The following is a 26,592-nucleotide window of genomic DNA, read 5'->3' as shown; positions in this document are numbered from 1 at the left end:
AAGAATATGCCCAAAAAAGGACTATCAGCCAAGCCCAAGCCCGCTGATTAGCCAGAGGCAACGCACTTCAAGTTACAGAAGGTCAGCGGTGAAGGGCGCTTCATTCTCCACCGACGCGATAACCTGCGCCGCAAACTCCTCCTGCTCAGGTTCACCGCTTACCGCCAGCCACACAGCCCCCTCCGCACCGCAGACGCCGCCTGCCGCAATCAACTCCACATTCGCCGCCGTCAAAGCCGCCAAAGCGTCGAGTTCAGTGAAGATTTCCGCCGCGGGCAAGGGCATTAGTCGGTAGCCGCCTGCGCCGGGCGAGTTAAGCTTTGAGGCAAGCTCATCTAGGTTGCCGTCAATGCGTTTTTCGAGTCCAACGGGCACGATGAGGTGTACACGTCGCCCCACGATGGCAGGTATGGCTAAGCCGATGGTTCCTGCTTTGGGGTGACCCACCAGCACCGCCGCTTGCCTATGAGCTAAATCCAGCGCGTTGGCGCCCTTAACGATGACGTCGCCCTCACGGAGGCTATCCACAACGTCGCCCAGCGATTTGCCGCGTTGCCACACGCCGTGGTCAATGACGACGTCTCCGGGAAACTTGCTTTCATCGGTCAGCCTGCCCTCTGCCGTCACGGGCAGATTATGGGGCAAATTTAAGCCGCGGAAGAAGTGCCTGCGGGAGAAGTCGTCGGCGAGTCGGTAGTTTTTGAGGATTTCTTCGGCGACGTAGCCGTTGGTGGTTCCTGCCACGACCACGACGACTCCGCTTTTGACGGCTTTGCGTATGGCTGGGTGATTGGCAAGGGTTTTGGCGATGAGGCGTTTGCCCGCCGCTGGAGTTAAGAGAAACTGCTTCAAACTGGATTGCTCCTGTCAGGTATCTTCATGCCAAGCTACGCTTAAGAATTTAGCGCTCATGTTTCTCAGGAGCTGGGCTGGGGATCAGATTAGTTGGGAATCTTTAATTTCAGGCCAAATATTAGTCTGGGCAGAGTTATAGTTGACGATAGAGAAAGGCGACTCAAGAATGCCTAAAAAACCAAGAGCGAACGCAAAGTCCACAGCTGATAAATACTACGGCATAGTACACGCAAAAGAATGGCCTGAAGACCTCGATCAATACGGAAGAGAGAAAATAGAGAAACGATGGAAGCAACATTACTATTTAGAGGTCACCTAGCAAACGCTGTAGAATCAATGAACAACAAGTTAGACTACCAAGACACCTTGCATATCGCCGTCGCAAACAGAAACTGGTGAAGCAAATTTTTTCCGACAGCTTTTGGCGGCAACTGCCCACTCCCCAGCTGTATTCTTCAACACTCAACCAAGCCATTACGCACATATACCGCATTTGTTGGCAAACCAAACCGAGCAGTTAACATTCATTGAGACTATAAATAGAGGGGGCTATAGGGAATGGAGCAGCAGAGCGCAAAAAATTAATTACAAAAAATAAAAAAGAAAATTTACTTTATGGAAAGATGCCAAGACTTACGCTTAGTATCTTCGTGGTGGTCTACGTTTAGAGTAGCATTCTCGGCAATACACTGGCCTTGTTCCGTCTGGCTTGAAAGGAACATCACATTCTTTTCCGCAGTCGGCGCAAGTTGCCTTGTGCATCTCTCTGTTACCATATGACATTTTAGCTGTTTCAACTCCTACTATATTGCTGCGTAGATTTCTCCGCGCATTACCTCCACATAAAACAACTCGAGGCTTATAAATTAGCCGATTCCGCCGACACAAAAAACGTGCAGCAACACGCCTAAACGCTCACCAACCAAAGCCCTAGGCGCCCAGAGCATGAATAGTCAACCTAATATAGTAAGAACACCCATATAGTGAAGCTACATCATGAGAAAAAGAACGAAACGCGGTCTAACAAGCTGCTTTTTCTCATAACAACCGCAGGGATAAGAGAGGCTAATTGAGGCAGAAAAAATCCACTTTAGGCGAACATTTGGCTTTGCTGTCAGTAAAATACAGCATTTACCCCAACGAAGTCTTCCAAGCCCTCGTCCAAGCCAGCAAAAACGAAAAATCCACCTGCGGCACCCTAACCATCGAGTACCGCGGCAAAGTCAAGGGCGAAACCATCTTCCTCATAACCAAAGACAACGATGTCGTCGCGCAGTTCCGCGTCCAAGAACAATTCCTGCTCCGCAAAGACAACCCCTTTGAAAGCTGGATGAGCACCGACAAAATCAAAAAGAAAATCGCTAAACAAAACACCGAAGCCGTCTACTGCCACATCAACGACTTACGCGCAGGCATGAAGCACATAAACATCAAAGCCCAAGTTATCGAAATCCCCAAGCCTGCACAGGTGCATACCCAATTCGGAAACACCGTCATGGTCGTAAACGCTTTGGTCGGGGATGAAACCGGCAGGATCAAGCTGTGCCTCTGGGAAGGCCAAATCGGCTCCATCAACATCGGCGACTGCTTTGAACTTAAAAATGCGCAGGTGTGCCTTTTCCGCGGCGAAAAACAGTTGCGGCTGGGCAAAAACGGTCAACTTAACGTGCAGGAGTCCACGGCGGTTAAGCCGCTCGCCACGATTTCCTAAGCTGCCCTGACCCTTAAATAGGCCAGTTGTCTCCACTGGATAGGCGAGAACATGTCTTCTAACCCGCAAATTATCCTGCATCCCATCGGCTACGTGAAAACCGCAGCCTCCAAAGAGGAAGTCAAATCCTCATCGGTCACCTCCCAGCTTGTCCTGCAGCCGCAGCTGTCGATGGCTCTGCGGGGATTGGAGGGGTTTTCCCACATCTATGTGCTCTTCTACTTCAACCAGCTGCCAAAAGATCAGCCTATAAACATGCAGATACACCCTAAAGCCAAAGCGGATTTACCCCTCATGGGGCTCTTTGGCACCCGAACCATGTTTCGCCCCAACCCCGTGGGGTTAACCATCGTTGAACTCGTAAAAGTCGAAGGCAACGTTTTAACCGTTCAGGGCTTAGATGCATTCGACGGCACCCCAATCCTTGACATCAAACCCTATGACCCCTACGATAAACCCGAAAAAGCGTATGCGCCGAACTGGTGGATTAAACTCTACACTGAACCCTAAAGCAACTCATTTATGCCGTAGCGTGCATCGATGACTTTAAGCAGCGCCTTACGCAGAGCCTCACCATTAAGCGCCTCCGCCTTCAAAGCCGCCACTTCATCCGCCAACTCCCCATCCCCCAGCACACTGCGGAACCAACCTTCAAAGTCGCCGCGATAAAGGTGGAAATCAAGCGAGTCAGAACACACCTGCCTTGCCAACCGATAGAATTCCTCCAGGGAACGTGCGCTAAAACCCAGCGGCAAATCCATGCCGATGTAGAACTGGAAGGATTTATCCTCGGGCACCTGCTGGGAGAGTTTGAGGGCGTTTTTGCCTTTCTCGGTTAAGCCGTAGCCTGCGCCGACCCGGTGCAGAAAGCCCTCGGCAGCTAGCTTTTGCACTTGAGCCATCGTTTGGTTGGGGGTCAGGTTGATGGCTTGCGCGAACATGTTGATGTCCATGCGGCTTGTGGCTTCATGCATGGTCTTTAGAATTTTAAGGTGCTCCTCATTCAAGAACGTCGCCTCGATACTAAAGATGGAAAACGAGTAATTTAAATGTGTCAATCCATCGATTACTCGAATTTTATGGGTGAACCATCAGGGGGTTTAGGTGTTTGAATTTACCTCTTTGATGTAGCCTGCCACTGTATCGTCTGGCAACATACTCAGCGTCTTGGTTGAGGTGGGCACAACCGCGATTTTGATTCCCAGCGGCAACTGCCGTGCCTTGAGTGCTTTAACCAAGCATTTCACAGCCAACACTGTGCCTTCCTGAAGCGTTAATCCTGAACGGTACTGCTCTTGAAGAATTGCTAAGGCGGTTTCTCTGCCAGCGCCCTGCGCAGTGGCTTTGTATCCACGGTACGTACCGCTGGGGTGGGTTGCGATGACATGTACACCGGATTTGTCTACACCGCCCAAAATCATCGAAACGCCGAAAGGTCGGCCGCCGCCATGCTGCGTGTAGACCTGTTGGGCGTCACAGATTTTTGAGGTCACCGTTTCCACGTCGATGGGTTCATCGTAGGTTAACCTGTTGCTTTGGGCGTCTATGCGGGCTTGCTTGATTAGCACTCGTGCGTCGGAACTTAAACCGACGATGACTGCCCCGATATGCTGGTCTATGGGAAATATCTTCCATGAACTGCCATTTTCCTCAAGCTCTTCATTGTTTTCTTCAGAACCCAAAACCACGCCGTCAACGCATTGAATGCCCACTATTGTTGCTCCGCGGTTAACTAATTCCATCGCGTACTCAACCTGGTAAAGTCGCCCGTCAGGCGAGAAGGTAGTGTTTGTGTAGTCGTATGCTCCCGGTCTAGCAAATGCAGCCATATCGTTAACCTCTTTAAGCTGATAGAGAACGTGAGTTGACACCCATATAAGCATGCACCAACAAAGAGGCAACTATTTTACGACCAAACCGCAGATTACATTTAGGTATAACTTTGAATTCTGAGTTCATCATCGTTTTAGTCACCACAAAAGATCAGACGGAAGCCGAAAAAATCAGCCAAACCCTCCTTAGCGAGAAGCTGATTGCCTGCGCCAACATCATCAGCCCAGTGGTGTCCTGCTTTAGCTGGATGGGCAAAATCGACCGCACTGAGGAGTGCTTGGTGGTGATGAAGTCAAGGGCGGATTTGTTTGGGGAAGTGGCGGTGAGGGTGAAGGCGCTGCATAGTTATGAGGTACCGGAGGTTTTGGCGTTGCCTGTGGTGGCGGGTTCGGCGGATTATTTGGCTTGGTTGGGGAGTACCCTCAAGTAGCCATGTACATTTCTGTTCAGACAAGCCTTAAATAATACGTTGCTGTATGGTTGTGAACTATACTGGAGCATGATCAAAATGGGGAATCGCCTTTGGCAGCACGCCAACACCAACCAAACCATTAAACTACCTCAAATTTAACTACACAAACCAGCCCCTCACCTTATTCTCAAAACTCCACCAGAAATACCCAACCGCCTACCTCCTTGAATCCATCGAAGGACCCAAGAAACTCGCCCAATACAGCTTCATAGGCTTCGACCCCAAAACCACCATAACCGCCAAAAACGGCAACCTAACCATAACCGACACACAAACAGGCAAAACCACCACCCAGCAAACCAGCGACCCCCTCCAAACCATACAGCAGCACATGGCACCCTACGCCAACGACATGGTGGATTTCCGATTCGTCGGCGGCGCATTGGGATACATAAGCTACGATGCAATCCGCTACATCGAAAAGGTGCCATCCCACAAACCCGATGTGTTAGGGTTCCCTGATGTGGATATGGGGATTTTTGAGGATGGCGTTGTTTTTGACCATACCATAAATCAGGCTTACTACTATTTTCGGGGCGAAAATCGGCTGAAGGCGCTGGAGGCCCTGCTAAGTGAGGCGCCTGCGGGGGAGGAAGATTTCAGTTTCACCGCGCCCAGCGTTAATGTCGGAAAGGCTGATTTTGAGGCTGCAGTGGCAAAAGCTAAAAAGTACATCGTTGAAGGCGACATCTTCCAGGTTGTGCCTTCCAAACGCTTCCAATTCAGCTTCAGCGGCAGCCTACTCAGCTTCTATCGGAGCCTACGCCAAATCAACCCTTCACCCTATATGTTCTTCTACAAATCGGGCAGCCGCCAAATCGTAGGTGCCAGCCCCGAGATGCTAATACGTGTAGACAAACGTAAAGTCATGACTTTCCCAATCGCAGGCACCGTACCCTACACGGCGGATCCCGCGGAGAACAGGCGCCTGGGCGAGGAGCTACTGATGGACGAAAAGGAACGCGCTGAACATGTGATGCTCGTGGATTTAGCGCGAAACGACATCGGCAGAATCAGCAAAAACGGCAGCGTCTCCGTCCCCGAATTCATGCAGGTTCACCAGTTCAGCCATGTCCAGCACATCGTTTCCCAAGTCGTCGGCGACCTCAAAGATGGTTTAGAAAGCTTTGATGCACTAAAGGCGGTTTTTCCAGCGGGCACAGTTTCTGGCGCCCCAAAAGTCCGAGCTATGGAAATCATCGAGGAACTTGAACCATCCCATCGTGGACCATACGCAGGCGCCGTAGGCTATTTTAGCTGCAACGGCAACGCAGACTTCGCCATAACCATCCGCACCCTCTTCGCCGAAGGCAACACCGCCTATATCCAAGCGGGCGCAGGCATCGTGGCAGATTCAGTGCCCGAAAAAGAGTGGGTTGAAACCGAACACAAAGCTGAAGCGCTCATGAAGGCGCTGCAGCATGCATCAGGAGGCAAAATTCAATGAAAGTTTTGGTAATCGACAACTATGACAGCTTCGTCTACAACCTCGTCCAGTACATCGGTGAGCAAGGCGCCGAAGTGGTGGTTTACAGAAACGACCAAATCACGCTTGAGGAAGCCGCAAAGCTCAAGCCTGACCGCATCGTCATCTCGCCTGGCCCAGGCAACCCAGAAGACGACAAATTCTTCGGCGTCTGCAAAGCCATCCTCCAAACCCTCAGCCCAGACATTCCAACCTTGGGCGTTTGCCTTGGCCATCAGGGCATAATCTACAGCTACGGCGGCAAAGTCATCCACGCAAAAAAACTCATGCATGGCAAAACCTGCAGCATACGCCACAGCGGCGAAGGCATCTTCCGCGGAGTCCGCAACCCCTTCAACGCCACAAGATACCACTCGCTGGCTGGGGAACGCAGCAGCATCCCAGGTTGCCTTGAAATCATCGCTGAAGCCATCGACGACAGCGAAATCATGGGGGTACGCCACCGAAAATACCCCATTTACGGAGTCCAATTTCACCCTGAATCCATACTTTGCGAAGACGGCAAAACAATCATCCATAACTTTCTGGAGGCAAAGCCATGATACAGCAAAGCATAGCCCAGCTGATGGAAGGCAAATCCCTCAGCACCAGCGAGGCTGAAGCGGTTATGGCGGAAATCATGACTGGACAAGCCACCAGCGCCCAAACCGCATCATTCCTCACCGCGCTACGCCTCAAGGGCGAATCCGCAGAGGAACTCTACGCCTTCGCCTCCGTGATGCGCATGCACTGCCGCCAAATCCACCCCAAAGTCGCGGGGCGCCTAGTGGACACCTGCGGCACAGGCGGTGACAAACTCAAAACCTTTAACGTGAGCACCGCCGCCGCGTTTGTGATTGCAGGCGCAGGCGTTGCAGTGGCTAAGCATGGCAACCGCTCCGTCACCTCCTGCAGCGGCAGCGCCGATGTGCTGGAGCAGCTGGGATTCAACCTATCCCAATCGCCGGAAACAATTGAAGCCGCCATCGAGGAGGTCGGCGTGGGCTTCATGTTTGCACCAGCCTTCCACCCAGCCATGAAACACGTGGCGCCGGTGAGACGCGAAATCGGCATCCGAACCGTCTTCAACATGCTTGGACCCTTAACTAACCCCGCTAACGCCTCCTCGCAACTTTTAGGCGTCTACGACTCTAAACTTGCGGTTCCGCTGGCATCGGCGCTGGGAAAGCTGGGCTGCCAAGAAGCAATGGTGGTGCATGGCCTCGATGGGCTCGACGAAATTTCCACGGTTGGGAAAACCGCGGTTGCCCACTTAAAAGACGGCCAAGTCACAGAAACCACGCTGTCACCGAGGGATTTGGGGGTAAAAAAAGCTGAGGTTGCCAGCCTGCAATGCCACTCGGCGATAGAAAGCGCGCGGGTTACGCTTAAAATCATCGCCGGCGAGGACTTGGGCACGGCGAAAGCCGACATTGTGCTGGTCAACGCCGCCGCAGGCATCATGGTGGGCGGAAAAGCCGCATCGTTTGGGGAGGGCAGGGAGCTTGCCCAAAAATCTATCAAAAGCGGTGCTGCTTACAGTAAACTAAGGAGATTAGTTGAATTGTCAGGTGGAGACTTGCAGAAGCTTGAGGAGTATGAGCAGCAATGACAGATTTCCTAGACATGCTCGCAAAGGATGCCTTAGACAGCATCGAAGGCGGATACTACAAGCATTACCGAACCGTAAAGCCCGTCCGCGCCAGCCTCAAAGCAGCGGTTTTAACGGCTAAAGCCAACGCGGTTATAGCGGAAATTAAGGCGGCTTCCCCCTCCGCCGGCGCCATCCGCGGCAGCATAGATGCCTCAGCGCTGGCGCATGCGATGCAGCGGGGCGGCGCCGCAGGGTTATCGGTGCTCACTGAACCCAAACACTTCAACGGTTCCCTATCGGCGCTTAGCCAAGCGCGATCAGCCACAAATTTGCCTATCCTCATGAAGGATATTGTTTTGGTGCACAAACAAATCGAGGTCGCCTCCAAGCTGGGCGCTAATGCGGTGTTGCTGATTGAGGCGCTTTTTGAGCGGGGCTACTGTGCATTTGGCGTTGACGAGGCAATCGCGGATGCGCACGGCTACGGACTGGAGGTGCTGCTGGAGGCGCACACCCAAGAGGAGTACCTAAAAGCGGTCCAGACCAAAGCGGATTTGGTAGGCATCAACAACCGGGATTTAGCGACGCTGAAAATCAACTTAGACACCACCAAAACCATCCTACAGCGTCAAGGCAAACACGGCAAAACCGTGATATCGGAAAGCGGCATCCAAACGGCCTCTGACCTGCAGTTTCTCCGCGGATGCGGCGCAGACGGGTTTTTGGTTGGCTCAAGCATCATGGTAACTGAGAATGTTGAATTGAAAGTTAAGGAGTTTGTGCAAGCATGAAGTTAAGCAGCTACCCAGTCGATGGCAAATACGGTAAATACGGCGGACGCTTTGTCCCCGAAATCCTCATGGAAGCCATCACCCAACTTGAAAAAGCCTACTTGGAAGCCAAAGCTGACCCCCAGTTCCAGCGGCAACTCGACTATTACCTGGCTGAATTCGTGGGGCGACCGACACCGCTCTACCTTGCCGAGAACCTCACCCGCAAGCTGGGCGGGGCAAAAATCTACCTTAAACGTGAAGACCTCGCCCATGGAGGCGCACATAAAATCAACAACACGCTGGGTCAGGCGCTGCTGGCTAAGCGGATGGGCAAAAACCGGGTTATCGCCGAGACAGGCGCGGGGCAGCATGGCGTGGCAACAGCTATTGCCTGCGCAGCTTTGGGGCTTAAAGCCGTAGTGTTTATGGGCACCGAGGACTGCGAGCGGCAGAGACTAAATGTTTTCCGCATGAAACTGATGGATGCCGAGGTGCACCCGGTTGAATCCGGCTCCAAAACGCTCAAGGACAGCATCAACGAGGCATTCCGCGACTGGGTAACCAACCTTGAAAGCACATATTACCTCATCGGCTCAACGATGGGGCCGCATCCTTACCCGATGATTGTGCGGGACTTCCAAAGCGTAATTGGCAAAGAAATCAAGCAGCAATTCAAAGCCAAAACCGGCGGCATCCCAGATGCATTGGTGGCCTGCGTGGGCGGCGGCAGCAACGCGATGGGCACGTTTTATCCCTTCGAAGACGATTTGGACGTGAAGCTCATCGGCGTAGAAGCCGCAGGCGAAGGCATCGAGTCAGGGCGGCATGCGGCGACGTTGGCTGCGGGCAGCGAAGGCGTCTTCCATGGCATGTACACCTACATACTGCAGGACAAAAACGGGCAAATCCAGAACACCACCAGCCTCTCCGCGGGACTCGATTACCCCGGCGTGGGACCCGAACATTCGTTCCTCAAAACCATTCGGCGGGCAGAGTACGCTTACGCAACCGACAAAGAAGCCGCCGACGCTTTCCTTTTGCTCTGCAAAGAAGAAGGCATCCTCCCCGCGTTGGAGTCTTCGCATGCACTGGCATATGCGGTGAAGCTGGCGCCTCAGATGCGCAAAGATCAATCCGTCGTCGTGACCCTTTCGGGACGCGGCGACAAAGACGTGGAAACCATAGCGAAATTCATAGGTGCAGAAATATGAGTAAAATAAGCCAAATCTTCCAGAAAGCCAAAGCGGCAAGACAGGGTTTGCTGATCGGCTACATAACCGCAGGCGACCCCACTCCCGAGCAGACCCCCAAAATCGCCGATGCCCTCATACGGGGCGGCGTAGACATACTTGAGCTTGGGCTGCCCTTTTCCGACCCCATAGCGGATGGGCCAACAATCCAAGATGCGAGCCTACGCGCACTGAACGCGGGTACTACGCCGATGCGGGTGTTGGAGATCGCAGCTGAAATCAAAGCGCAGCATGACATCCCGCTGGTAATCATGACCTACTACAACCCCATATTGCACGTTGGACTCGACGGTTTCCTGACAGCAGCCAAAAATGCGGGCGTAGACGGCTTCATCGTGCCCGACTTGCCCGTGGAGGAAGCCTCGGATTACCGCAGAGCCGCGGCGGCGCAGGGCTTGGACACCGTTTTCCTTGCGTCTCCAGCTACCTCAAATGAGCGCCTGAGCAGAATCGTGGATGCCTCCTCAGGTTTTCTGTATTTGGTGTCGCGGTTCGGCGTCACGGGTGCCCAGAGCAGCATGGCGGATTCGACAGTGCAGCTTATCCGAAGGGTGCAGCCCTACACAGAGGGGAAGGTGCCATTGGCAGTTGGGTTTGGCATCTCCAAGCCCGAGCATGTTCAGCGGGTCATCGGGGCAGGCGCAGACGCAGTCATCGTGGGCAGCGCATTCATCAACATCATCGCCCAAAACCAACCCGACATGCTTAGCCAGCTCCATGCCGCCGGTTCCGCCCTCAAAACCGCAGCGAAAACCTAACGCCCATTTTTTTTGGCATAATTTTTAGGTTGAGTTGACATTCAATCTAAAAAAATCGATATCTATGGGACAAATAAAAAAATGTTCTAGGATGCTGCGCTCTAACCGTTAGCCTTCGTCATCCCAGCATTCAAGGCACATGCCGTCGCAGTTATCATGGACCTGCTGGGTTATTGGTCGACCACAGGCTTTGCATCTAAGTTTGGTTTTTGTGCTCATTGCGTCCCACTGCAATGTGGCTACAATTTCATGCTTAATTAGAATTTTCATCCAGCAAACCAAAAACGATGTTTCAGGTCTCGCCACCTGTTCCTTTTGGCATAAGTTTTAAAGTTGGACTAGCCACTCTATTTGCGGCGATGGATCTTAGGCGGTGGGTCAGGGGTCCATTATATCCGTAAATCCTCTACATGACGGGCTGACATCTGCGGATGAGGCGTCAAAGGCCGCCTGGAGTTTCACCTCCGAACCAGTGACTATCTGTCCTTTGGGGCTGGCGGTCAACGGGCAGTTTCCGTAGGGAAGCTGTTTCGTTGTTTAGCAGGCGAACCCGGCTAGGCTCGGGAGAGAGCAACCTAAGTTTGGACGTTATGCGCTCAAGGGGATGCGGGTACGAGTGTAGGGCTTGAAGTCTCCAGGCGGAGTCTAGGCGTCAAACCGCAGCGGTCCATCGCTACTCTAAATTTCAAGGCGCGGCTTTGACTTTTTAGCGTAAACTGAAGCTGTTAGTGTGGTTGCAAGAATTGCGAAGAGCAAGATGACGGTGATGGGGTATTCGGGGACGGAGGGTGACGGCGTCGGTTGGGTGGTGCTTGTGGGTGTTGGCGCTGTGGGTGCAGTTTGGTCTGGCACGGTTAAAATAGGGTCTATGGTTATGTCACCTATGTTGAAGTCGTATTTGCCGTCGTAGATGCCGTTGTTGATTGTTTGGGTGTCTGTGGTTCCCCAGTAGTTGTTGGCTAGACTGAAGCTGCTTGAGGATTGGCTGTAGACATAGTTGGATGTGATGTTTTGGATGTTGTTGTTGCTGAATGTCAGAGTGCCTGTTGTTTCTCCGATTTGTAGTCCAGTTTGGCAGCCCACTATGGTGTTGTGCTGGATGCTGATTACTCCTGCGCCGTCCTGTCCACCATTAACGGTGATGCCTATGGAGCTGCCGGAGCCCACAATAAGGTTATTTTGAACAGTTGCTGAACCAGTCACGTAGATAGCTGGCGTGAAAGTTCCGGTTATGGTGTTGCCGTTGATGATGGGTGTATCGGTTTTCAGTAGACCATGTTTGAATCCTAAAAAGATCCCCATGCCGTTGCAGGCGATTTGGTTGTTGGTTATGATGGGTGAACCCTGATAAATGATGATTCGACTGTTTAGGGTGTTACCTGTTATTGTGGGGCTGCCTCCGAAAGCGGTGATTGACATTTCTGAGTTGCCCGTTAATGTGGGGTTGCCGCTGATTATTACCGAACCGCCTTTTGAATGTGCTATTCTGGCGGCGCTATCCACCTCAACTTGTGTGTGATTGAATACCACGTAGTCTAAAGCGCAGTCTGTGCTTTGGGTGTAAAAGGTTATACCAGCGGGGTCGGCTGGGCCAAAGGGATTAAGAAGGTCGAAGCTGCTGCCATCGTTAATGTAGATTGGCTCCGAGCCTGAGCCTATAGCGGTTAAGGTGCCGTTGACCTGCATGTAGTAGCTGTTAAGGTTGATGACTACGCCCGGCTCAACTCTTAGGGTCGCGCCGTCCATGACTGCGACAGGCCCGCTAAGACTGTAGGGGCTGCCCGTTTTAGTCCAAGTGGTATCTGAGGCTATTTTGCCTCTGGTGTCTGTTCCGCTGGCCTGCGCCGATGAGGTCTGCGAAAACATAAGGATTGATGAAAAAGCGATTATTAGGATTAGAAACCCTGAAAAAACTGCTTTTCGATCCATAGTTTCAGAGTGGACCGCTCTGCTTATAACGTTTACTTGGAAAGCTGTTAAATGGGGACTTTTGCCCAAAATAGGTAGGTTTTTGTTTGGCATGCGAAGCTGAGCCTTTTTAACGCCTCTGCTAGCTCCTGGGGGGTGTAGGCGGCGATTTTCTCTGCGGCTTCGGTGTGGCTTGGGTAGGGGTTTTTGGTGGAGGCTAATCTGCGTCTGATTCCGCCGTCGCTCTTGGAAAGCTCAGTTAAGATGTCTAGGAGGGGCTGGGTGCCGGTTTGGGCTATTTTTTGTTGGTTGTAGGTTGCTGAGCCCATTAGCATCACATCAAAACCCAAATCCTCCAGCTTTGCCAGTGCTTGGGTGACGGCTTTGCTGGGTCGGCTTTCTGCGATTTTTTGCATTCCTGCTTTCTCAAAGAACGGGTTGTATTTTGCCATGACCGCAACTGCTTCAACACAGGGCGTCCCAGCGAAAGGCAATGTGTCTCTGACGAGTTTTTCGCCTAAGCCGATGCTGCGGTACTTAGGGTGGACTACTACTCGGCTGATTACGCTGATTTCCCGCTGCAGCTCCTCCATGCTGCCCTTCCAAACTTTGCTTCGCCCAAAACACATCGGCGGCGGATAACAGTAAACGATAACTCCGCAAAGTTCACCTCTGCGTTTAAGGGTGAAGATTTTGCGTGTTGGCGGTGTTCGGTGGGCGCGGTAGTGGAATTCGCAGAGGGCGTTGTATTCGGCTGCTGTGCCCTGTGTTATCGTCATCTGCTTTGTGAGTGAGCACTGTTTTGCTTTGGCTTTGGGGTAATAACGCACAGTTACCTCTTTGCCATAGCGTTTGTGGATATGTACGTTTGGTGCAAAGTCTTTGAGGAGGTCACGGTGAGTAGTAGCTGCGATGATTACTTTGCCACTTTTACGGGCTAACTTTTGGAGGTTAAACGCTAAAATCTTGGCTGTGTCCCTATCCAGGGTACTTGTAAACTCGTCGATTACCCAAAAAGGCTTCATCGATGCGGCTAGCTGTGCAGCTTGGTAACGGTGTTTCTGCCCATCGCTGAGTTGGCTGTAAGGGCGGAGAAAAATGAAGGCGTCATTTAAGCCGACTTGGCTGAGGGCTCCGATGGCTTCTGTAGTGTTTGCGCCGACGGTTTCGATAATGGGCTGCTCGGGCTGGATGGAGAGGGCTTTTGCGTCGGCTACTTGCTCGCCTAAATCCGCTTTGAGGGCTTTTAGCAGCGCAGATTTGCCGCTTCCGCTGTCGCCGGTTATGAGGACAACATCGGTGGGTCGAATTTTGATGTTGACGTTGTCATAGAGTATGAATTTGTGGGTTTGGTCTGCTCCGAGCCCAAAAGCCTCTGCGACCTCTTTGGTGCGCTCAGTTAGCACTGTAGGCGCGGTTTCGTAGCTTATGTTAACCGTGAAGGTGTCTGTTTCGCGGTTATAGGTGCGTTTGAGCTGTGTAATATGGAAGTGTTCCTGTCTGCGTCTGGTCACAATCCTACACCTCCAACTTTACGTGACATTAACCTCTGCTTCATCCTCTGCAGCCTGCTTGTTTTGGCTACAACCCAAAGCTTCGGTGTAACCTGCGATTTTGAGGCGTAAACGGCAAGTGCCAGTGCCCAGAGCATATCGTCATGTGCGTTGGGTGGGTGGTTGAAGGTTAGTTTGCCGTTTTTGCCGTAGCTGTACTGTTGGTCGTTGATTTGTTGGCAGAGGTTCTTGTTGTAGGCGATGGCTAAGCTGTTTTGTTCCATGAGCAGTTTAAGGTAGGTGAGGAGCTCGGTTTTGCTGTCCTGGGTGAGGGTTAAGCCTTCTGCTGAGGTTATGCCTTGAGTTTGGATGCTTTCAAGGATGGGTTCGCCGATACCGGTTTGGTCAGCTAAGAGCTTTTTGAACATGAATTTCTGGTCAGCGGCGAGGAGGAAGTTTATGACTTCAGTGTAGGGCGTCTCTAGGGGGAACTGGTGGGTATAAACCACTTTTAGGTGCTCCTGCGTTTTCTGAACAACTACAAGGACGCTGAAATCCTGCATCTTGCCCAAGTCCAGCCCAGCGTAGTAGTCGCCTCTTGGAATGGTTTGTTCGATGTTTTGGTATGGTTCAAGGTTGAGGTGCTGGGCTTTTTCTATACATCTGCGGATGAGTTCCTGCTGGAAATAGCAAGACGCCGCTTCAGTGAATTCCGCCTCGTATTCTCGTTTGTAGGCGTCTTCCGTCATGGTTTGCTTCATTTCCGCCAGAAACTCTGGGGGGATGAGGGGGTTTTGGGTTGAGGGGATTTTGTGGCTGCTGTAGGTGGGGTTGAGGAAGGCTTTGTAGAAGAAGTGGTTTTTGTCCCAGGGCGTCGAGAGCAGAATCGTGGTGCCCTTTGTGGTGCTTATCATTGGAAAAATGATTTCGGTAATTATTGACTCGGGGATAAAGGAGGCTTCGTCGCAGATTGCCAGATTAGCCGTGTAGCCGCGGAGCATGTGCTCGCTGCATGGCAGGGCGATTATCTGTGAGCCGGTTGAGAGTTTGATTAGGGTGCGGGTTTTGCGTTTTACGCTTTTTTTGAGATATGGGCTGCCCTGAGTGAAGCTGAGGATTTTGTCGAACATTATCATGCTCTGGCGCAGCGACGGCGAAACAATAAGAGTTGTCGTTTTGGGGTGGGTGTAGGCGTAGTGGATGGCTTTGGTGGCGATGGTTGTGGTTTTGCCAGTCTGTCGCCCCATGCAGGCGATGATGCGCTCGGATGGGTCGTTTAGCAGGCGTTCTTGGTAGGGGAAGGGTTTGAAGTCTAAAAGCAGCTGCGCAAAGAGGCTGGGTTCTTCAGTTAGCCTCTGTAGCGCGTTTCGTTGGCTCATTTTTGCCGTAGCCTCTTTGCCATGGTTTTTGCTTCTTTGGTGATTTGGCTTAGGATTTTGGCGAGGTCCTGGGTTTGCTCTGGTTCTCCGAGGAGTTTTAGGAGTATGGCAAGCGTGCGGATGTGGCCTGCGAGGGTTTGATAGTAGAAGGCCTTTGTTTTTTCGCTGTTTGTTTTTTTGGCGATTTGGTGGAGTTCCTCGATTATTTTCCATTCTTTTTCGATGAGTTCTTTGGTGGAACGTTGCTGTTGCTCTGCCACGTCTACCCCCCCTCTATTTATAGAGTCAACTGGGGGTTGAACCCGTGTTTGGCCTGCGGCTTCTTCAGCCAAAAAAACCCGCTCCTAGCTGGACTTCTGCGAAATCAAAATCCCAGTGACGGTTCCAGTTAGTCCTGTAACCGCCGCGAAAACCTCACTGTTCCAGGCGCCCAAAAAAGCCAAATTGGCAACCTCCAACGCAGACAGGCAGAAAATGGCGGCGATGGCGAATTTGGTGCCCAACACCAGCCGCGCATCCGGCTCCGCCTCTTCCGACAGCCCTTTTCGGCCTTTGCCCCTGCGGGTAAGGGCCTTTTTAACCCAATCCGTCAATGATTCTTCAGCCTCCGCTGGCTACATCTGCCCCGGTTAAAGGTCTTTTCACCCTCGCCCTTGGCTTTCTGGTTAAGTGTGAAGCTGTTAAGCAAAACGCGGGCTTCTTCGCCGCCGACATAGCCCTGCTCGATGACCTGCGCGTTTGCCACCCAAGACAGCGGCACCGCCGTGTAGTCGATGTCGTAGAGGCCGTCGCTGTAGCGAAAGCAGTTCTGAGCCAAAACCACATGCTCCCGACGCCTGCCCAAGACGCCGATGAACACGCCCCAGCTGCGCACGGGCACATCAATGCCGCCTAAGCCATTGGATAGCGACTTGCCGATGCTGGCGTCGCTCCACTCGATGCAGACGAGGTCGCCGCCTGCTAAGCTTCTGATTTGAGATTCAACTTGTTTATCTTTCAAGGTACTTACGTCCTCAAGAAGCAATGGTGAATCGTAAATATAAATACTCACGAAATTCATCAATTCGTAAATTTTGCAATTTAAAAATTAACCAAGTAGACTGATTTTTCGGTAAAATGTTTAAAGTTTAAATGTTCTGGCAGCAATATGATTACCGGAGGAGTAAAGCGATGGCTAAGAAAATTTCGATGGTTAATATGAAAGGGGGCGTAGGCAAGTCAACGCTCACAGCTCAACTTGCTTACGAGTTAGCTATGAATTGTAAGAAAGTGCTCGTGGTAGACTTGGACCCTCAGTTTAATGTCAGCCAATATTTGTTGGGGGCAACTAGATATAAATCTGACATATTGACGAACAACTTTCCGACAACTTGGCATATTTTTGAACAGAATGTCCATGTACCCGGATATCCTCCGCCAAAACCTCTTGATCCAACGTCCGTCTTATTCCATGCAAAAAAGTATCCCTATTATTCAAATAGTTTGATCGATTTAATACCATCACGACTTGAGCTTGCATTCTCGATTAGAAATCCTAGTCAAAAAGAATATTTCCTTTCCCAGGTTGTGTCTGCCATTGAAAGTGACTATGATGTTATTTTGATCGATTGCCCACCGACCGAGTCCGTTTTTACTACAGCCGCCTATTTAACGAGTGATTATTTGTTAATCCCCGTAAAGCCTGAGTACTTATCCTCAATTGGCTTGCCCTTGCTAAACAACTCCTTGACTGAGTTCGAAAGCAACACTCGCAAGAAGGCGCCTAAGGTCGCTGGGGTAGTTTTTAATTTCACATCCAATTACTCCCCTGAGGAAAAAAGGGCCAAAGCCGAAGTTGCAGAGGAATGTAATAATTTTGGGTGGTACATTCTTAAGAATGAGATTCCATACTCTAGGTCAATTGCAAAATCAGCGAGAGAAGGAAAGTCTCTCAGAGGGACTTCATATTCTCGAATAACTCAGGTGAATAAACTTAGTAAAGTAGTAAATGAGGTAGCTGGAATAGTTGGTCTATGATAGAAGAAACAAGCAAAGAAAAGGAATATGAACTAATAGCAGATCTCGCGAAACTCCTCAAAAAATACGGCCCAGAGCCATTTGAAAAATTGGCGAAGCGGATCTGCACTCCTGAATTTACAGAGAAATTAGCTAATGCCTTGTTGACTACCGCCGCGGTTGGTCGCGCTAATTTAGCAAACCGAAGACCTTTAACTCCGGGGCTTGAAAGTCTAAAGGAAACGCAACCAGAGAAATACCAAATAATACACAAGTTCCTTGATGAGTTTAAGGAACGTAGAATTTTATCTACTATGAAAGACGTCCAAATGTTTGCTATTGAAAATAATCTGCCTGAAATAAAGGGTAATTCTAGGTCAAAAGTAATCTCGCAATTAACCTATGCGCTTATGGAACTGCAACCTGAACAACTAAAGAGGCTGCTTGATGAATTGATTAAACAGGGCCAGTCAGATAGTTCATTGTCCCAGTGGAGTGAGATTATTACAAAAGGTATGGCTCGGTCAAATAAGCCCTTAAGCCCTTAACTATGGCTAACAGCAATAGTCTTTTTAGCACTTTGCTTTTAATTCTATTACGATTGTAATATTTTTACGCCTAAAAGTATGTTGGTGATAGATAATCTCCATTTTAACTCTTTTTGCGGTTGTTTTTTTAATGGTGGGGTGGCGTATTTGGCTGGCGCTTATCTGTTCGCTAACTGCGAACATTTTTTGCAAGCAGCACCGTTAAATTATTGTTACTTCTTTTTGGATGTTTTCGCCTATGTGGGGTTTGAGGGCGTCTTTGGATACTAAATCTACTTTTACGCCGAGGTTATCGGTTAAGAATTCTTCCAGTTCCATGAATTTAAAGAGCCCAATTGAGAAGTCATTTTTGAAGCTTACGAGTATATCTATGTCGCTTTTTGGGGTTTGTTCACCGTGGACGTAGGAGCCGAAGACGCCGATGGTTTCTACGCCGTATTTTTCGGATAGGGTGGGCTTTAGGGTTTGTATTGTTGTGATTATTTCCCGCAGAGTCTTCTCTTGGTCGAGTGGTATGTCGGGTGAGATGTCGCCGCTCCATCCGCAGTCATGGCAGTAGGTGTCGTAGAGCTCGGAGGTGCGGTGGCGCGACTCCAGTTCTTGATTGTGGATGTTGGTTGAGCCGCAATTTGGGCAGTGTTTGGGAGGGCGCTTTTTGTAGAAGGTTTTCTCCTCGGGTTGCTGGCTTAGGGGGCACTCTTCCAGCAGGTCCTTTAAAGGTATGAGTTCTTCATCTTTCTGCACCATGTTTTTTGTCTCTCCCCTGCAAGTGATAACATTCAAGTCGAATTTCTTGTTGCCAATATCTAATAGCAACTACCTTTTTCTTGGTCATTTGTATGCCTGTTCTCTGCGATCGATTTTAAGAACATTAATTGTCTGTGCCGTCTTGTTAACCTCAAAGAGGACTCTGAAGTCATCGGTGCGTAGACGGTAGGTGTTTTTGCGGCCCCTCATCTTTTCGATGTCAAGGTGCTTGCTGAATTGGGGAAAAGTCTGCAGGCACATTATGTCCTCGGCGAGTTGGCGGCGCCTTTTCGAGTCGAGTTCTGAGAGGAATTTATCGATTTTTCTGTGAAACCTTAGTGTGTACTTTGCCACGTTTAGGCGCCTCGCATTTCGCCACAACTTCCTCTAAAGAAACACATTCGCCCGCATCCATCTCTGCGCTTATCTCGTCAAGCTCTTTAACTTCTTGGGCGCTGAGTTCTCTGCCCTCGGGAATAAGGGATTCAAGCAGGCTGTCTAAAGAGTTCTCTATGGTTTTGAGTTCACGGCGCATGCGTTTGACTTCTTGGTAAACTTTGTCTAAACTAACTTCAGTGGTCAAAGTCGCCCTCTCAAAAGTATTATCGACGACGCCACCTAATAACTTTAACCAATAACAGTTGTCATTGGTTTATTGCCCCTGTTCGACTTTGGATGTGCTTGGCTGCGTCTAGTATTTCCTGTTGCTGCTGGGGATTAAGCTTAAACTTGCTTTTGCCCAGCTCCTCCATCGCCTTCTCCAACTCAGCGGCGGAAATCAGTTTTCTGCTCAGGGCTTCCAGAAGCAGCGTCCAGGTACCCCACGTTTTTAGGCCATACATCTCGGCAAGTTTAGAGAGAACTGCGTCGTCGGTGAGAAACAGCGCTTTTTTCTCCTCCGCATAGAGGATCACTTGGGCATCCGCAAGGGAAATTCCTTCGCCCTCAGCCAGCTTTGCAGCCTTCTTTAATGCAGGCGCCGGCAGCGTTTCCAGCTTTATCCATCCCGCTTCGAATGCTTCCCCGATAGCTTTTGCATCCAGATATCCATGGCTGAGGCCTTCATCAACAACCTCCACTTTAACTCTGTCAGCTACCAGTATTTCGCCGAAGAGGTGCTTTAGAATCTGGAGCCTGCCTATCTGGGATAGGTGGATTAGCGGTCCCGAGTCAGAGACAACCCGCGGCAAAGGGCTTATTCTCCGTACTTTTCCTGCATGTACCGTTTGATGCCCTCTGAGTCCCAGTTTATGGTGATGCCCTCTGCTTCGAGCAACTTGAGGAATTCCCGCAGGGTGATTCCTAAGAGTTCGGCGGCGCATCGCTGGGTGAGTTTGCCTTGCCGGTAATAATGCAGGACTCGTTTGCGTAGGCCGTCTTCGATGAATTCTTTGAAGAGACTGGTGCGGTCGACGTTTTCGAGTTTCTGGATGGCTTGGATTCGGCTGAGGCTTTGTTTGCTGAGGCGCAGGGTGACGATGTTGGTTTGTTCGGTTTCAGTCAAATTTACCACACCATACCGAGAATACATTGTAATACATAAAACTTGTGCGGGTTTCCTCCTTGAAAGATTTTTTTAGTTGTTCAGTCCTAGAATACATGTCTTCACGTTGAATGAAGCAGCAAATTCTTCGTCAAAACAAAAAAACAAACAATCCCCTCAACAACCCCTCAGCCCCGTCCCTTTGGCGGTTGCAAGCGAAAACACCAAGCTGCTCTCCCTCGCCGAGCAAGTCGCGCATTTCGGCAGCTGGCAACTCGACACCGCCCAAACATGCGCCCTCTGGTCTCCGGGGATGTTCCGCGTCTTCGGCGTCAAACCCACAGTCCCCGGATTAGGATGGGAAGAATACACAAGCTACATCCATCCTCAGGACCGAGAAGCAGCCATGAAGAACGCTCAAACCATGTTTAATTCGCCGCTGAATCATCGGGAAGAGTTTGATTACCGCATAATCCGCCCCGACGGTTCAGTGCGGCATCTGCATTCCCAGCGCCAGGTGGTGCAGGTAACAGGGGAGGGCAAAGCCAAAGTCGTCGTCGGCGTAGATCAGGATGTGACGGAGCAGTGGGAAGCTGAGGAGGCGCTTAGGAAAAGCATGGAGCGGTTCCGAGCTGTGGCAGAGGCAGCGAACGTGATGGTTTACGAATACGATCTCCAAACCCACAGGGTACAAGCGATAAGCGGCGAAGAAACAGTCACGGGCTTTAACAGCACCTCATCGGACCTTACCATTGACTGGGTTATGAGCCGCATACACCCCGACGACGTCAAAGAGGTGGTTGCCCAATGGAGACAAGCCGCCAGCGACCCCAACATAGACCGCTACAGCCTCACCTACCGCTTCCGCCACAAAAACGGCGTCTACATAGTCGTCAAAGACACCGCGAAAGCCATAAAAGACCAAACCGGCAAAACCGTACATTTCGTCGGCGGCATCCGCGACATAACCCAGCGTACCCATGACCGCCAGCAAATCGAGCAGTACAGCAGGCGCCTTGAGGAACTGGTGGAGCAGCGTACAAGGCAGCTGGTTGAGTATGAGCGGTTAGCGGCTATTGGGCAGATGGCGGGGATGGTGGGCCATGACATCCGCAATCCGCTGCAGGCGCTCACAGGCGATGTTTACCTTATAAAAACCGAGGCGGAAGCGCTGCCGCAGAATCAGTCAAAACAGGAGATCTTCGAGAGCCTTGCAAGCATCGAAGCCAACATCACCTACATCAACAAGATCGTGGCGGACCTGCAGGATTACTCCCGCAAACTAAGCCCCGAGTACCAGCAGGTAAACCTGGAAAGCCTCATCTTGGAAGTGATGCAGACAGTACTTATCCCCGAAAACATCAAAATCGCCATCCACTCAGAAAACCTGCCTAACATAAGTGTCGACCCCACCTTTCTGAGGCGCACCCTAACTAACCTCATCAACAACGCTATCCAAGCCATGCCCAGCGGCGGCGAACTCGGCGTCACCGCACATAAGAAACCCCGCCTCGTCTGCATCACCGTAGCCGACACAGGCGTAGGAATACCCCCTGAGGTCCAGGCGAAACTGTTCACGCCGATGTACACCACCAAAGCCAAGGGGCAAGGACTGGGGTTAGCGGTGGTGAAACGGCTAGTTGAGGCGCAGGGCGGCACCATAAGCTTCCAAAGCAAGGTGGGGGTAGGCACCAAGTTTTTTGTGGAGCTGCCCCTTGAACGCCACGTTTAGGTTTGCTCGTTGGCTTTTCTGTAGAGCGCCTTATCGATGACGCGTGCGTCCAAGTTATGTTTCGCCGCGGTTTTACGCAATGCTTGCAGTAGCCGCTGGTAGTTTTGGGCGGTGTAGAGCCCCGGCGGCGGGGTGCCCAGAAGCGCCTTCCAGACCGCGTGGTCGAAGACTCCGTAGCGGGCAGGGTCAAAGAACGAGAGGATGATGCTGGCAAGCACCGGCGAGACGCCCTCCAGCGAGGTGAGGCAGGTGAGGCGGTAGGCGTCGTCGGCGTCGGGTAAATTTAGGATTTGGCTGCTGATGCGCACGACGCGTTCCTCGCTGTTGCGACTCACAAGCTCCAGGGCGCGGGTGAGCTTGTCGGGTTCAGATTTAAATTTCCACTCCGCCACCGCCGAGAGGTCCTTGATGGTGAGGGCTTTGTTTTTGCGGAACTTCGCGCCCAGTTCCCGCTCACGCTGCGCCAAGTAGCCGTAGGCTTTATCGTATTTTTTGCTCCACATCAAATAATCAGGCTTATCCAAACGTTTCACGACTTCGCTATGATATTTGGAGGGGATAGATTTCTGCTTTTTCATTCGTTAGCTATAGCCGCGGTTTTCACCCAACGGATTGAGCCAAAACGGTGGATGTAACCAGAGTAGAATGCCTGCCGCCTCTCAAGGATGCCCCGCGTAACACTACTTGTTTTTCTCAAGCACATAGTACTCGACGGCCTTTCTTATTTCAATCACCAAGAAGGCAAGAACCACAAGAGCAAGCGGATAAATCCACTGATCAACCCCAAGAGGCACCATATTAAACCACCCGGGAACAAGGTAGATTGCGAACAGCTGCAGTATCAAGCCTATTCCGGCTCCAAGGAAAATGTAGGGGTTGATGGTTAAGCTGCGGCGGATATTCTTAAAGAAAGGCTCCTTTTCCTTCTGCGCCTGTATACCGTTCACCCACTGAGGAATAACAACCCCCACAAATGTGATCGAGGACGCGACCACGTAGGAGGTGACGCCCAGCAAATAAACAAACAGAAGAAAACTCGCTATACCCATGACGGCGCCGAAAACCATTATTCGGGCTATCTGCCGCCGATCAAAGAACTGCTTGCCGGGCTTCACAGGCGGCTTCTCCATAACGCCCTCTTCCTCCTTGATGAAGGGGAAGGTTTTGTCCTGTGTGCCGTCAGTCACAAGGTTAATCCAGAGAATCATTATCGGGTCCAGCGGCAGGGGCAAACCCGAGAAAATGGCGAGGGAAAGCAAGAAGATTTGGTGCATGTTGGTGGCGAGGAGGTAGTAGATTACTTTGCGAACATTCGACGCAGTCACCCTGCCGGTTCGTATGGCGTCAACGATGACGGTGAGGTTGTTATCGACGATTATCATCTTAGAGACGCTTTTGGCTGCCTCTGTGCCTGAACCCATGGCGATTCCTAAATCAGCAGCTTTGAGCGCTGGAACATCGTTCACTCCGTCGCCGGTAACCGCCACGATTTCACCCCTAGACTGCAGCAGCTTTACAATGCGGTATTTCTGCTCGGGGATAATGCGGGCTAAAACCGTGGTGTGCTTGAGGGCCGCGTAGAGCTGGGTATCGTCGAGTTTTGAAACTTCCTGCCCAGTTAATACTTGGTCGCCTTCATGCCAGATGCCCACTTCCCTGGCTACCGCGCGGGCTGTCAAGGCGTAGTCGCCGGTTATCATAACCACGCGGATTCCCGCCTTCTTAGCCGTGAGCACCGCACCCTTAACGCCGTCTTTAGGCGGATCCAAAAACCCAACTAAACCGATGAGGCGCAGTCGCCAGCCTGAAGGCTCCTTCCCGCTCCATTCACCTTCACCGAAGGCGATTACACGCAGGCCATTGTCCGCCATCTCAGTCAGGATGGCTTCTGCCTTCGAAAACTCGCCGCGGTCCTCTGCCAGTTTAAGCAACTCCTCATAGGCGCCCTTCACAAGTAGCCGCTGCTTACCTGAAACCTCGTTAACTGTGGCCATAAGTTTGAGTTTAGTATCAAAAGGATAAGACCAAACGCGGGGATGCCGCTCCCTGATTTCTTGATGATTCTTCACCCATTTAGTCAGGGCAATGTCGAGTGGATCACCCACCCCGTCTTTGGCGTCGTTGCAGAGGGCAGCCGCGATTTTTAATGTGCCAAGGCGGTTGGTGTAGGAGCGTTTCACTATCAGTTTGCCCTGCGTTATGGTTCCGGTTTTATCTGAAGCAATAACCGTTGCGCTGCCCAGGGTTTCCACGGATGGAAGATAGCGGGTTAGCGTTTTCTTTTTACTTAACGCAACTGCGCCGACCACCATTATAACAGTGACGACTATGGGTAAGCCTTCAGGTACAGAGGATACCAGTTGAGCTACAAGGATGTAGGCTACATCGATTAATGCGCGGCCGTTCAAGTAATCGTAGACGCCGATGATAACAAAGAAGACCAGCAGAATCACGAGGTACTTTTCTGTAAAGGACTTAAGGGATCTTGTAAGCGGGCTGTCGGGGGATCCAGCTTTAGACTTCTCAGCCAACCCCGCCAGATACGTATTTTGGCCTGTGGCTGTAACAACGGCTCTACCAGAACCCCGCGTAACCGTCGTGCCCGTAAGCAGCACGTTTTCCCACTCATAGGGCATCGCCGAAGCATCCAAAACCAACGAGGGATCCTTGGACACCGGAAGCGACTCGCCGGTAATCGACGCCTCATCCACCATGATGCTGTGGCTCTCGAAAAGCCGCGCATCCGCCGTTACCACGTCGCCCTCATATACAACTAAAACATCGCCGGGAACCACCTCAGAGGAGGCAACATCAACGATTTTTCCGTCGCGCAGCACTCGAAGTTTGCTCTCCGTTAACTTCTTGAGGGCAAGGATGGATGCTTCTGCTTTTAGCTCCTGCCAGAACCCGATGAAGCTGTTTATTAGCACTATCGAGATTATGAGGGCGAAATCGACCAGTTCGCCAAGTATAAGGGTAATCACCGCTGCAGCTATCAGGACATAGATGAGTATGTTGGCGAATTGGCGCAGGAACAGTTTGGTTTTACTGATTTTTTCTTCTTTTAGGGTGTTTTTTCCGTATTGAGCTAGCCGCTTTTGAGCTTGCTCTTCTGTGAGCCCCTGAGGTGTGGCATCAAGGCTACTGAACACTTCTTCGGCTGAAAAAGCATGAGGGGGCTTGAGCGGCTTCTCCGTTGGTTATTCCCCAAAAGTAGTGTCGTTAGGCATAATAAAAGCTGATCTGTGGAGTTTATCTTGCATAGTAAGCGGTTTTACGGTGAATAAATAAAACGAAGAGGAAGGTAGTTTGGTACTAGGCCATGTTTAGTCGGGAAGTAGATGTTCTAGCGCACTCTGGCTGGTTACATGAGCGACTTTTTCCGATTTTGCGGCTAAGTTACGATAAATTAAGACAAGCTACTTTTTTGTTGCTGCTTTCGACTGCATCGGGGGCAGGGCTTAATTTTTGTGCAGGCATAGCCGTCATGGTCCAAGATTTCGTCGTCAAGAGTGGGAGGCGTTAACTTTGCAGCAGAATATGCTTGATGTAACTTGTTTAGCACATGTCCTTTGCTTGAGGAGACACGCAGCACCCTGATTCCGCCGTAAGCGACATTTGGGTCTTCATGAAGCTGCGGAGACACACTTAACAATCCGCAATCAACCACCTGCGTGTTCTCCAAGAGAAACCGCTCGGTTGCACAGTAGATGCCATAGTGGAAGGAGTCATGCAGCAGAATATACCCGTCATTTGCCATGTAGGGGAGCACGCCCATCAAATCAGCGGAAACTTGACTGTAAGTATGGAGCCCATCGATTAACGCCACATCCACCTTGCCGCCCAGCTTCTCCACCGCAGAGCCAACGGCTTGAGGCGAATATCCCTTGATGAGATGGTACCTGCCAAAGAACCGTTTCGCATCAAAAAGAACCTGCGGTGCAGGGTCGATTCCCGCCATCTGGCCAACCCCGTTGTCTTCCATGGCGCTGGTCATAATCAACGCGGAGCCCCCGCCTAAAACTCCGATTTCCAGCACCCGCTGGGGCTTGACTGATCGGATAAATGAGTAAAGAAACAGCCTATCAGATATGGGCATGTCCGAGGGTGCTAAAAACACCTGGCCGATCCGCTCCGGCTTCTTGAAATCGTAAATATCGACTTTTAGCCGAGCATTTTTTATCCCCAACTTCGCCACAGAGAACCGGTATGCAGCCTTGAGTTTGCTGGGAAAATGGTTCCCTAACCCAAAAGGCAACCTTCTTACTGCCGAGGATAGCCTACTCAAAGAATACCCCTCTCAAAACAAGATAACCGGTTAAGTATATAAAACCATAATAAAGAAAAAGAGTTTAGTTTTGGTCTACTAGATGGGCTGTGCCGTCGGGGCAGTAGACTTTCTCGTTGGTGCCTACTTTGCGGTATCGCTCGCTGCACATATGCAGCATCTCGCAGCCGTCGCAGTCTCTACTCAGCATTTCTTCGCCTCCGTTGGGGCATTGCAGGTCGGCATAAGGGAGAACACAATGAGTTTTTCTGACTTCAAACAGGAACTTAAACAATCAAACTATAGAATGTTTTATAAGCAAACATGGG

At 51.0% G+C, this 26,592-nt stretch carries 32 protein-coding genes, 1 other RNA gene and 1 pseudogene; 14 read left to right on the top strand and 20 right to left on the bottom strand.

The window, feature by feature from the left end; genetic code table 11:
• Nucleotides 1–72: 72 nt before the first annotated feature.
• Nucleotides 73–852: a hypothetical protein gene (locus NWE93_01035; GenBank protein ID MCW3998806.1), complete on the bottom strand. Its 780-nt coding sequence runs from the start codon at nt 850–852 to the stop codon at nt 73–75.
• A gap of 142 nt (nt 853–994) precedes the next feature.
• Between NWE93_01035 and NWE93_01030 the strand changes: the two genes are divergently transcribed.
• Nucleotides 995–1,174 (top strand): hypothetical protein, encoded by a 180-nt coding sequence (locus tag NWE93_01030; GenBank protein ID MCW3998805.1) that lies wholly within the window; start codon nt 995–997, stop codon nt 1,172–1,174.
• Nucleotides 1,175–1,494: 320 nt separating this feature from the next.
• Here the strand turns inward: NWE93_01030 and NWE93_01025 are convergent, their stop codons facing one another.
• Entirely contained in the window at nt 1,495–1,638 is a 144-nt protein-coding gene (locus tag NWE93_01025; GenBank protein ID MCW3998804.1) for a DNA-directed RNA polymerase, read from the bottom strand.
• A gap of 286 nt (nt 1,639–1,924) precedes the next feature.
• Between NWE93_01025 and NWE93_01020 the strand changes: the two genes are divergently transcribed.
• Both NWE93_01020 and tsaA read left to right on the top strand, forming a co-directional pair.
• Nucleotides 1,925–2,566: a hypothetical protein gene (locus NWE93_01020; GenBank protein ID MCW3998803.1), complete on the top strand. Its 642-nt coding sequence runs from the start codon at nt 1,925–1,927 to the stop codon at nt 2,564–2,566.
• 51 nt (nt 2,567–2,617) lie between these two features.
• Nucleotides 2,618–3,076, top strand: a complete 459-nt coding sequence (gene tsaA, locus NWE93_01015; GenBank protein ID MCW3998802.1) for a tRNA (N6-threonylcarbamoyladenosine(37)-N6)-methyltransferase TrmO — start codon at nt 2,618–2,620, stop codon at nt 3,074–3,076.
• Here tsaA and NWE93_01010 read toward each other — a convergent pair.
• On the bottom strand, nt 3,073–3,573 hold the full coding sequence (locus NWE93_01010; GenBank protein MCW3998801.1) for a DUF5752 family protein: 501 nt from the start codon (nt 3,571–3,573) through the stop codon (nt 3,073–3,075). The two genes, tsaA and NWE93_01010, sit on opposite strands and share 4 nt — an antisense overlap.
• A gap of 93 nt (nt 3,574–3,666) precedes the next feature.
• Complete coding sequence (locus NWE93_01005; GenBank protein MCW3998800.1) at nt 3,667–4,437, bottom strand: archaeal proteasome endopeptidase complex subunit alpha; 771 nt, start codon at nt 4,435–4,437, stop codon at nt 3,667–3,669.
• Nucleotides 4,438–4,508: 71 nt separating this feature from the next.
• On the opposite strand from NWE93_01005, the gene NWE93_01000 reads away from it, so the two are divergent.
• From NWE93_01000 to trpA, 7 genes are all read left to right on the top strand, one after another.
• Nucleotides 4,509–4,829, top strand: a complete 321-nt coding sequence (locus NWE93_01000) for a divalent-cation tolerance protein CutA (GenBank protein ID MCW3998799.1) — start codon at nt 4,509–4,511, stop codon at nt 4,827–4,829.
• 85 nt (nt 4,830–4,914) lie between these two features.
• Nucleotides 4,915–6,318, top strand: a complete 1,404-nt coding sequence (gene trpE, locus NWE93_00995; protein ID MCW3998798.1) for an anthranilate synthase component I — start codon at nt 4,915–4,917, stop codon at nt 6,316–6,318.
• Nucleotides 6,315–6,899, top strand: coding sequence for an aminodeoxychorismate/anthranilate synthase component II (locus NWE93_00990; protein MCW3998797.1), 585 nt, complete (start codon nt 6,315–6,317; stop codon nt 6,897–6,899). The genes trpE and NWE93_00990 overlap by 4 nt, the downstream gene beginning before the upstream one ends.
• Nucleotides 6,896–7,948, top strand: a complete 1,053-nt coding sequence (gene trpD / locus NWE93_00985; GenBank protein MCW3998796.1) for an anthranilate phosphoribosyltransferase — start codon at nt 6,896–6,898, stop codon at nt 7,946–7,948. The genes NWE93_00990 and trpD overlap by 4 nt, the downstream gene beginning before the upstream one ends.
• Nucleotides 7,945–8,721, top strand: coding sequence for an indole-3-glycerol-phosphate synthase (locus NWE93_00980; protein ID MCW3998795.1), 777 nt, complete (start codon nt 7,945–7,947; stop codon nt 8,719–8,721). The genes trpD and NWE93_00980 overlap by 4 nt, the downstream gene beginning before the upstream one ends.
• Entirely contained in the window at nt 8,718–9,914 is a 1,197-nt protein-coding gene (gene trpB / locus NWE93_00975; protein ID MCW3998794.1) for a tryptophan synthase subunit beta, read from the top strand. The genes NWE93_00980 and trpB overlap by 4 nt, the downstream gene beginning before the upstream one ends.
• Nucleotides 9,911–10,711 carry a tryptophan synthase subunit alpha gene (gene trpA, locus NWE93_00970; GenBank protein MCW3998793.1) on the top strand — a complete coding sequence of 267 codons (801 nt, stop codon included), beginning with the start codon at nt 9,911–9,913 and terminating at the stop codon, nt 10,709–10,711. The genes trpB and trpA overlap by 4 nt, the downstream gene beginning before the upstream one ends.
• A 108-nt stretch (nt 10,712–10,819) precedes the next feature.
• Here the strand turns inward: trpA and NWE93_00965 are convergent, their stop codons facing one another.
• Entirely contained in the window at nt 10,820–10,981 is a 162-nt protein-coding gene (locus NWE93_00965) for a hypothetical protein (GenBank protein ID MCW3998792.1), read from the bottom strand.
• Between the two features lie 87 nt (nt 10,982–11,068).
• On the opposite strand from NWE93_00965, the gene ffs reads away from it, so the two are divergent.
• Nucleotides 11,069–11,384, top strand: an RNA gene (ffs, locus tag NWE93_00960) — signal recognition particle sRNA.
• A gap of 5 nt (nt 11,385–11,389) precedes the next feature.
• On the opposite strand, the gene NWE93_00955 is transcribed toward ffs, so the two are convergent.
• The 6 genes from NWE93_00955 to NWE93_00930 all read right to left on the bottom strand — a co-directional run bounded on the left by NWE93_00955 (nt 11,390) and on the right by NWE93_00930 (nt 16,491).
• Entirely contained in the window at nt 11,390–12,640 is a 1,251-nt protein-coding gene (locus NWE93_00955) for a hypothetical protein (GenBank protein MCW3998791.1), read from the bottom strand.
• 47 nt (nt 12,641–12,687) lie between these two features.
• Entirely contained in the window at nt 12,688–14,133 is a 1,446-nt protein-coding gene (locus tag NWE93_00950) for a GNAT family N-acetyltransferase (GenBank protein MCW3998790.1), read from the bottom strand.
• On the bottom strand, nt 14,130–15,491 hold the full coding sequence (locus NWE93_00945; protein MCW3998789.1) for a phage terminase large subunit: 1,362 nt from the start codon (nt 15,489–15,491) through the stop codon (nt 14,130–14,132). The genes NWE93_00950 and NWE93_00945 overlap by 4 nt, the downstream gene beginning before the upstream one ends.
• The gene (locus NWE93_00940) at nt 15,488–15,751 is read right to left on the bottom strand and encodes a hypothetical protein (GenBank protein ID MCW3998788.1); all 264 of its coding nucleotides are present in this window, start codon (nt 15,749–15,751) and stop codon (nt 15,488–15,490) included. The genes NWE93_00945 and NWE93_00940 overlap by 4 nt, the downstream gene beginning before the upstream one ends.
• A gap of 84 nt (nt 15,752–15,835) precedes the next feature.
• Nucleotides 15,836–16,084: a hypothetical protein gene (locus tag NWE93_00935; protein ID MCW3998787.1), complete on the bottom strand. Its 249-nt coding sequence runs from the start codon at nt 16,082–16,084 to the stop codon at nt 15,836–15,838.
• Complete coding sequence (locus NWE93_00930; protein ID MCW3998786.1) at nt 16,081–16,491, bottom strand: hypothetical protein; 411 nt, start codon at nt 16,489–16,491, stop codon at nt 16,081–16,083. Before NWE93_00930 ends, NWE93_00935 begins: the two co-directional genes overlap by 4 nt.
• Before the next feature lie 170 nt (nt 16,492–16,661).
• Here NWE93_00930 and NWE93_00925 point away from each other — a divergent pair, with 170 nt between their 5' ends.
• Nucleotides 16,662–17,507, top strand: a complete 846-nt coding sequence (locus tag NWE93_00925) for a ParA family protein (GenBank protein ID MCW3998785.1) — start codon at nt 16,662–16,664, stop codon at nt 17,505–17,507.
• Nucleotides 17,504–18,034 (top strand): hypothetical protein, encoded by a 531-nt coding sequence (locus NWE93_00920; GenBank protein MCW3998784.1) that lies wholly within the window; start codon nt 17,504–17,506, stop codon nt 18,032–18,034. Before NWE93_00925 ends, NWE93_00920 begins: the two co-directional genes overlap by 4 nt.
• A gap of 201 nt (nt 18,035–18,235) precedes the next feature.
• Here NWE93_00920 and NWE93_00915 read toward each other — a convergent pair whose 3' ends face one another.
• The 5 genes from NWE93_00915 to NWE93_00895 all read right to left on the bottom strand — a co-directional run bounded on the left by NWE93_00915 (nt 18,236) and on the right by NWE93_00895 (nt 20,285).
• Nucleotides 18,236–18,526, bottom strand: coding sequence for a nucleotidyltransferase family protein (locus NWE93_00915; protein ID MCW3998783.1), 291 nt, complete (start codon nt 18,524–18,526; stop codon nt 18,236–18,238).
• A gap of 339 nt (nt 18,527–18,865) precedes the next feature.
• The gene (locus NWE93_00910; protein ID MCW3998782.1) at nt 18,866–19,135 is read right to left on the bottom strand and encodes a type II toxin-antitoxin system RelE/ParE family toxin; all 270 of its coding nucleotides are present in this window, start codon (nt 19,133–19,135) and stop codon (nt 18,866–18,868) included.
• Nucleotides 19,095–19,364 carry a hypothetical protein gene (locus NWE93_00905; GenBank protein MCW3998781.1) on the bottom strand — a complete coding sequence of 90 codons (270 nt, stop codon included), beginning with the start codon at nt 19,362–19,364 and terminating at the stop codon, nt 19,095–19,097. Before NWE93_00905 ends, NWE93_00910 begins: the two co-directional genes overlap by 41 nt.
• A gap of 61 nt (nt 19,365–19,425) precedes the next feature.
• Nucleotides 19,426–19,971, bottom strand: a complete 546-nt coding sequence (locus NWE93_00900; protein ID MCW3998780.1) for a hypothetical protein — start codon at nt 19,969–19,971, stop codon at nt 19,426–19,428.
• A 5-nt stretch (nt 19,972–19,976) separates the two neighbouring features.
• Nucleotides 19,977–20,285 (bottom strand): UPF0175 family protein, encoded by a 309-nt coding sequence (locus NWE93_00895; protein MCW3998779.1) that lies wholly within the window; start codon nt 20,283–20,285, stop codon nt 19,977–19,979.
• A 181-nt stretch (nt 20,286–20,466) separates the two neighbouring features.
• Here NWE93_00895 and NWE93_00890 point away from each other — a divergent pair, with 181 nt between their 5' ends.
• Nucleotides 20,467–21,996 carry a PAS domain-containing protein gene (locus NWE93_00890; protein ID MCW3998778.1) on the top strand — a complete coding sequence of 510 codons (1,530 nt, stop codon included), beginning with the start codon at nt 20,467–20,469 and terminating at the stop codon, nt 21,994–21,996.
• Here the strand turns inward: NWE93_00890 and NWE93_00885 are convergent.
• The 4 genes and pseudogenes from NWE93_00885 to NWE93_00870 form a co-directional block, all read right to left on the bottom strand.
• Nucleotides 21,993–22,574: a hypothetical protein gene (locus NWE93_00885; protein MCW3998777.1), complete on the bottom strand. Its 582-nt coding sequence runs from the start codon at nt 22,572–22,574 to the stop codon at nt 21,993–21,995. The genes NWE93_00890 and NWE93_00885 overlap by 4 nt on opposite strands.
• Before the next feature lie 102 nt (nt 22,575–22,676).
• Nucleotides 22,677–25,160, bottom strand: a pseudogene (locus NWE93_00880) (cation-transporting P-type ATPase).
• Nucleotides 25,161–25,405: 245 nt separating this feature from the next.
• Entirely contained in the window at nt 25,406–26,284 is an 879-nt protein-coding gene (locus tag NWE93_00875; GenBank protein ID MCW3998776.1) for a class I SAM-dependent methyltransferase, read from the bottom strand.
• A 64-nt stretch (nt 26,285–26,348) separates the two neighbouring features.
• Nucleotides 26,349–26,474 carry a hypothetical protein gene (locus NWE93_00870; GenBank protein ID MCW3998775.1) on the bottom strand — a complete coding sequence of 42 codons (126 nt, stop codon included), beginning with the start codon at nt 26,472–26,474 and terminating at the stop codon, nt 26,349–26,351.
• Between the last annotated feature and the right edge of the window lie 118 nt (nt 26,475–26,592).

Source organism: Candidatus Bathyarchaeota archaeon (assembly GCA_026014735.1).
Taxonomy (GTDB): domain Archaea; phylum Thermoproteota; class Bathyarchaeia; order Bathyarchaeales; family Bathycorpusculaceae; genus Bathycorpusculum.
Note: the sequence above shows the minus strand (reverse complement) of the source record. Positions and strands in the feature narration are given on the sequence as shown.